This window comes from Streptomyces sp. NRRL WC-3549 (assembly GCF_000721935.1).
GTDB lineage: Bacteria > Actinomycetota > Actinomycetes > Streptomycetales > Streptomycetaceae > Streptomyces.
On sequence record NZ_KL585386.1, the window covers coordinates 6,661 to 12,495 of the forward strand.

The 5,835-nt window shown below is 71.7% G+C and carries 6 protein-coding genes; 5 read left to right on the forward strand and 1 reads right to left on the reverse strand.

Annotated elements, in window-relative coordinates:
* Positions 1-69 precede the first annotated feature (69 nt).
* The 4 genes from IH13_RS0104320 (at position 70) to IH13_RS0104335 (ending at position 4,374) form a co-directional block, all read left to right on the forward strand.
* On the forward strand, positions 70-864 hold the full coding sequence (locus tag IH13_RS0104320) for a thiazole synthase (RefSeq protein WP_031081117.1): 795 nt from the start codon (positions 70-72) through the stop codon (positions 862-864).
* Positions 865-990: 126 nt separating this feature from the next.
* On the forward strand, positions 991-2,910 hold the full coding sequence (gene pknB, locus IH13_RS0104325; RefSeq protein ID WP_031081119.1) for a Stk1 family PASTA domain-containing Ser/Thr kinase: 1,920 nt from the start codon (positions 991-993) through the stop codon (positions 2,908-2,910).
* On the forward strand, positions 2,910-3,791 hold the full coding sequence (locus tag IH13_RS0104330; RefSeq protein WP_031081120.1) for a deoxyribonuclease IV: 882 nt from the start codon (positions 2,910-2,912) through the stop codon (positions 3,789-3,791). Before pknB ends, IH13_RS0104330 begins: the two co-directional genes overlap by 1 nt.
* Positions 3,792-3,876: 85 nt before the next feature.
* Positions 3,877-4,374 (forward strand): DUF4396 domain-containing protein, encoded by a 498-nt coding sequence (locus tag IH13_RS0104335; RefSeq protein WP_031081122.1) that lies wholly within the window; start codon positions 3,877-3,879, stop codon positions 4,372-4,374.
* A gap of 19 nt (positions 4,375-4,393) precedes the next feature.
* Here the strand turns inward: IH13_RS0104335 and IH13_RS0104340 are convergent, their stop codons facing one another.
* On the reverse strand, positions 4,394-5,026 hold the full coding sequence (locus IH13_RS0104340) for a sulfite oxidase-like oxidoreductase (RefSeq protein WP_031081124.1): 633 nt from the start codon (positions 5,024-5,026) through the stop codon (positions 4,394-4,396).
* 153 nt (positions 5,027-5,179) lie between these two features.
* On the opposite strand from IH13_RS0104340, the gene bfr reads away from it, so the two are divergent.
* Positions 5,180-5,659, forward strand: coding sequence for a bacterioferritin (gene bfr, locus IH13_RS0104345; RefSeq protein ID WP_031081127.1), 480 nt, complete (start codon positions 5,180-5,182; stop codon positions 5,657-5,659).
* Positions 5,660-5,835: the final 176 nt, after the last annotated feature.

Sequence of the window (5,835 nt, forward strand, 5' to 3'; positions counted from 1 at the left end):
GTGGCCGGCCACCGCGCTCGCCGAGGGCGACCGGGTCGAGGTCCTCACCGCGGTCCAGGGAGGCTGACCATGTCGGAGGACCTGCTCACACTCGGCTCCGAGACGTTCTCCTCCCGGCTGATCATGGGGACGGGCGGGGCGGCCGGTCTGGAAGTGCTGGAGCGCGCGCTGATCGCCTCCGGCACCGAACTCACCACGGTCGCGATGCGCCGGCTCGACCCGACGGTCCAGGGGTCGGTCCTCTCCGTCCTGGAGCGGCTGGCGATCCGGGTCCTGCCGAACACCGCGGGCTGCTTCACCGCCGGCGAGGCCGTGCTGACCGCCCGGCTGGCCCGGGAGGCGCTGGGCACCGACTGGGTGAAGCTGGAGGTGGTGGCCGACGAGCGGACCCTGCTGCCCGACCCGATCGAACTGCTGGACGCCGCGGAGACCCTGGTCGACGACGGTTTCACCGTGCTGCCGTACACCAACGACGACCCGGTCCTGGCCCGCAGGCTCCAGGACGTGGGGTGCGCGGCGGTCATGCCGCTGGGCTCCCCCATCGGTTCCGGGCTCGGCATCCGCAATCCGCACAACTTCCAGCTCATCGTGGAGCAGGCCGAGGTCCCGGTGATCCTGGACGCCGGGGCGGGGACCGCCTCGGACGCGGCGCTGGCGATGGAACTGGGATGCGCGGCCGTGATGCTCGCCTCGGCGGTGACCCGGGCGCAGGACCCGGAGCTGATGGCCTCGGCGATGCGGCACGCGGTGGACGGCGGGCGGCTGGCGTACCGGGCGGGCCGGATCCCGCGCCGGCACTTCGCCGAGGCGTCCTCGCCCGTCGCGGGCCGGGCGGTGCTGGATCCGGAGCGCCCCTCCTTCTGAGACCGGCCGCCGGGACGGCGCCCCGGTCACCGCGTCTACGTGTCCCTGTCACGGCTTCGCCGCAGAACGGCTCCGGGGCGACCCGGGGCCGTCCGGGGTGTCGGCGGCTGCTCGTAGACTCACTGCGTGGACACGACCCTCCAGGACCCCCTCGTCGGGCAGCTGCTCGACGGCCGCTACCGGATCGACGCGCGCATCGCCGTCGGTGGCATGGCCACGGTCTACCGGGCCACGGACATGCGGCTCGACCGGGTGCTCGCCCTCAAGGTGATGCATCCGACGCTGGCGACCGACGCCGCGTTCGTCGAGCGCTTCATCCGCGAGGCCAAGTCCGTCGCCCGCCTCGCTCACCCCAACGTGGTGGGCGTCTTCGACCAGGGCGCCGAGGGCGCGTACGTGTACCTGGCGATGGAGTACGTCGCCGGGTGCACCCTGCGCGACGTGCTGCGCGAGCGCGGCGCGCTCCAGCCCCGGGCCGCCCTGGACATCCTGGAGCCCGTCCTGGCCGCCCTCGGCGCCGCCCACCGGGCGGGTTTCGTGCACCGCGACATGAAGCCGGAGAACGTCCTGATCGGCGACGACGGCCGGGTGAAGGTCGCCGACTTCGGTCTCGTACGGGCCGTGGGCACCGTGACGGACACCACGAGTTCGCTGCTGGGCACGGTCTCGTACCTCGCCCCGGAGCAGATCGAGCACGGCTCGGCCGACACCCGCAGCGACGTGTACGCCTGCGGTGTCGTGCTGTACGAGATGCTGACGGGCGCCAAGCCGCACACCGGCGACACCGCCGCCCAGGTCATCTACCAGCACCTGAACGAGGACGTCCCGGCCCCGTCCGGGGCCGTACCGGGGATGGCGGCCGGGCTGGACGCGCTGGTGGCCGAGGCCACCGCCCGGGACGCCGAGGCCCGGCCCACGGACGCGGTGGCGCTGCTCGCCCGGGCGCGCGAGGTGCGGGCGGCGCTCACCGAGGAGCAGCTGGACGCGGTGCCCCCGCAGGCCCTCGCCGACGCGCACGACGCGGCCGAGGACCGTACGAGCGTGATCCCCCGGGTGATCCCGGCGGATCAGGGCACCGCGCACCACACCAGCAGGCTGGAGACGCCCCCGGACGGGCCGCCTCCCGCCCCGCGCCGGATCGGGCGGTTCGCCGTCGGCCCCCGCCGGGGGATAGTCGCGGCGCTCGCGGCCCTCCTGCTGGTGCTGGGGGTCGGCGCGGGCGTCTGGTACGTCGACTCCGGGCAGTTCACCCAGGTCCCCTCCCTGCTGGGCCAGACCCAGAAGGCGGCCCAGGACCGGCTCGACGACGCCGGGCTCGGTCTCAAGGGCGTCGAGCGCGCCTACAGCGACACGGTCGAGCGCGGGACGGTGATCAGCAGCGACCCCGCCTCGGGTGAGCGCATCCGGGGCAACGGCTCGGTGAAGCTGGTCGTCTCGCGCGGTCCCGAGGTGGTGAAGGTGCCCGACGTCGAAGGGCTCGCGCTGGCCGACGCCCGCCGCGAGCTGAAGAAGGCGGGCTTCGAGCAGGGCATGGTGACCCGGGAGTTCAGCGAGGAGATCGGCCGGGGCGAGGTCGTCCGTACGGATCCCGCGATCGGCACCGAGCGGCACGCCGGCTCGGCGGTCGCCCTCGTGGTCAGCAAGGGCGGTCCGGTCGACGTACCGGACGTCACGGGGCTCGACGTCGGGGACGCGACGGCGGAGCTGAAGGAGGCCGGGCTGAAGGCGGAGGTCCTGCCCGACCGGGTCGAGGCCCCCCAGCCGGCGGGCGAGATCGCGAAGCAGGCACCGGGCGGCGGTGCCGAGGCCGCGAAGGGTGACACCGTCGAGCTCACGGTCTCCAAGGGACCGCGCATGATCGAGGTCCCCGACGTGACCGGCAAGGACGTGGACGAGGCCAGGGAGGTCCTGGAGGAGGCGGGTTTCGAGGTCAAGGTCGACCGCCCGTTCCTCTCCTTCAGCGACACGGTCGCGAGCCAGTCGGTCAAGGGCGGCGAGAAGGCCGCCGAGGGTTCCAGGATCACCGTCAGGACCAAGGGTTTCTAGTGCAGGTCGCACCCCACACACGCAATCCCGTCGGCGGCCATGTGCCGGTGGCCGGCGGGCTCGCCAGGATCGGTCTCGGTTACGCGCGGGAGCTGGCGGCGGAAGCCGTCCAGGTCTTCGTCGCCAACCCGCGCGGCTGGGCCACGCCGCCCGGCAGTCCGGCCCAGGACGAGCTGTTCCGCGACGCGTGCCGGCAGCAGTCGATACCCGCGTACGTGCACGCCCCGTACCTGATCAACTTCGGCTCGCACACCGAGGCGACCGTGGAGAACTCCGTCCGGTCGCTGCGCCACTCGCTGCGCCGGGCCAGGGAGATCGGCGCCCTCGGGGTGGTGGTGCACACCGGCTCGGCCACCGGGGGCCGCCCGCGCGAGGTGGCACTGGCCCAGGTGCGAGAGCACCTGCTGCCGTTGCTCGACGAGCTGACCCATGACGACGACCCTTTCCTGCTGCTGGAGTCGACGGCGGGGCAGGGGTCCTCGCTCTGCTCGCGGACCTGGGACTTCGGCCCGTACTTCGAGGCCCTGGACTCCCACCCCAGGCTCGGCGTCTGCCTGGACACCTGCCACATCTACGCGGCGGGCCACGACCTGACCGGCCCGTCGGGGATGCGGCAGACCCTGGACCTGCTGGTGGACACCGTCGGCGAGGGCCGGCTCAAGCTGATCCACGCCAACGACTCCAAGGACGTGGTGGGCGCGCACAAGGACCGCCACGAGAACATCGGCTCCGGCCACATCGGGGCCGCGCCGTTCCAGGAGCTCTTCTCGCACCCCGCGACCGACGGGGTACCGCTGGTGATCGAGACACCCGGCGGCAAGGAGGGCCACGCGGCGGACGTGGCCCGGCTGAAGGAGCTCCGCGACTCCCCGGCCCGGTAGCGCACGAACCGCCCGGGAATACCCTGAGGGGGTATACGGTTCCCACACGCGTCAGCAACCGCGAACCGTCCTCCGGGGGCTCCTCATGCAGCACGGCACGCACCACACACAGCACACGCACCACGACGGGAACGCCGCGCACGGCGGCGGTACCACCTGGGCCATGGCCGCGCAGGCCACGCTGCACTGCCTCACCGGCTGTGCGGTCGGCGAGGTCCTCGGCATGGTGGTCGGCACCGCGCTCGGCTGGGGCAACGCGCCGACGATGGTGCTGGCGATCGTCCTGGCGTTCTTCTTCGGCTACGCGTTGACCCTGCGGGGAGTCGTCGGCGCCGGCGTGGGCCTGCGCACCGCCGTCCGGGTCGCCCTGGCCGCCGACACGGTGTCCATCGCCGTGATGGAACTGATCGACAACGGAGTGATCGCCCTGTGGCCCGGCGCCATGGACGCCCACCTGTCGGACCTGACGTTCTGGGTCACCCTGGCCGTCGCGCTGGCGGCCGCCTTCGTCGTCACCACGCCGGTCAACAAGTGGATGATCGGCCGCGGCAAGGGACACGCCGTGGTGCACGGCCACCACTGACCGCGACCGGACGGGAGCTTCAGAGCTCGGGGCCGTCCCCGGGCTCCTCCTGGTAGGAGTAGCGCTGCTCGCTCCACGGGTCGCCGATGTTGTGGTACCCGCGCTCCTCCCAGAAGCCGCGGCGGTCGGCGGTCATGTACTCGACGCCGCGGACCCATTTCGGGCCCTTCCACGCGTACAGGTGGGGCACGACCAGGCGCAGCGGGAACCCGTGTTCCGCGGTGAGCAGTTCGCCGTCCTTGTGGGTGGCGAAGAGGGCCCGGCCGGAAAGGAAATCGGCGAGCCGCATATTCGAGCTGAAACCGTATTCGGCCCACACCATGACGTGGGTGGCCTCGGGTGCGGGCGGCGCCAGTTCCGCGATCTCACGGGTGGCCACCCCGCCCCATTCCGATCCCAGCATGCTGAATTTCGTCACGCAGTGGAGATCGGCGACGACGGAAGAGAACGGCAGCTCGGAGAATTCACGGTGGTTCCAGCAGTGCTTGTCGCCGTCGGCCGTCGACCCGAAGACCCGGAACTCCCAGCGGTCCGGCTTGAACTTCGGCACCGGTCCGTAATGGGTGACCGGCCAGCCGCGCTGCAGCCGCTGGCCCGGCGGAAGCCCGGACTCCTCTGCTGTGCCGCGTTCCCGGCTTTCCGGCTGACCCATACCTCCATGGTGACAGACAGGTGGGGGTGGTCATGACCAGGGGAGAGCCGATTCGGACAACTCATACTAAGCGTGCACTTACTGGACGGCCGGGAAGCACGGTGCGAGGATGCGCGCAAACATGCCCGGTCCACCGTGGAAGGAGCCTTGACGATGCAGGGCGACCCCGAGGTCCTTGAGTTCCTGAACGAACAGCTGACCGCCGAATTGACTGCCATCAATCAGTACTTCCTGCACGCCAAGATGCAGGACCACCGCGGCTGGACGAAGCTCGCCAAACACACCCGGGCCGAGTCGTTCGACGAGATGAAGCACGCGGAGATCCTGACCGACCGGATCCTGCTGCTGGACGGCCTGCCCAACTACCAGCGGCTGTTCCACGTGCGGGTGGGACAGACGGTCACGGAGATGTTCGAGGCGGACCGGCAGGTCGAGGTCGAGGCGATCGACCGGCTGCGGCGCGGCGTCGAGCTGATGCGCGCCAAGAGCGACATCACGTCCGCCAACATCTTCGAGCGGATCCTGGAGGACGAGGAGCACCACATCGACTACCTCGACACCCAGCTGGAGCTGATCGAGAAGCTCGGGGAGCCGCTCTACCTCGCCCAGGTCATCGAGCAGGTCGAGCTCTGATCCACGGCCCGGAGGACCTCAGGCGGCGTCCGGGAGCCGCGTGACCGCGGTCGCCGGGAACTCCGTGACCGCGGTCGCGGCGGACTCGGCACGGGGGGCGGGGTGCTCACGGCGCGGGCACTCACCCCGGCCCAGCAGCGCCTGGATCCGGCGGACGCAGCCGCCGCAGTCGGTAC

What these genes read in the sequence shown, in the direction of transcription:
- IH13_RS0104320 (WP_031081117.1), top strand. Translation starts at nt 70, where the DNA reads ATGTCGGAGGACCTGCTCACACTCGGCTCCGAGACGTTCTCCTCCCGG.
- IH13_RS0104340 (WP_031081124.1), bottom strand. Translation starts at nt 5,026, where the DNA reads ATGGGTCAGCCGGAAAGCCGGGAACGCGGCACAGCAGAGGAGTCCGGG.
- bfr (WP_031081127.1), top strand. Translation starts at nt 5,180, where the DNA reads ATGCAGGGCGACCCCGAGGTCCTTGAGTTCCTGAACGAACAGCTGACC.
- IH13_RS0104335 (WP_031081122.1), top strand. Translation starts at nt 3,877, where the DNA reads ATGCAGCACGGCACGCACCACACACAGCACACGCACCACGACGGGAAC.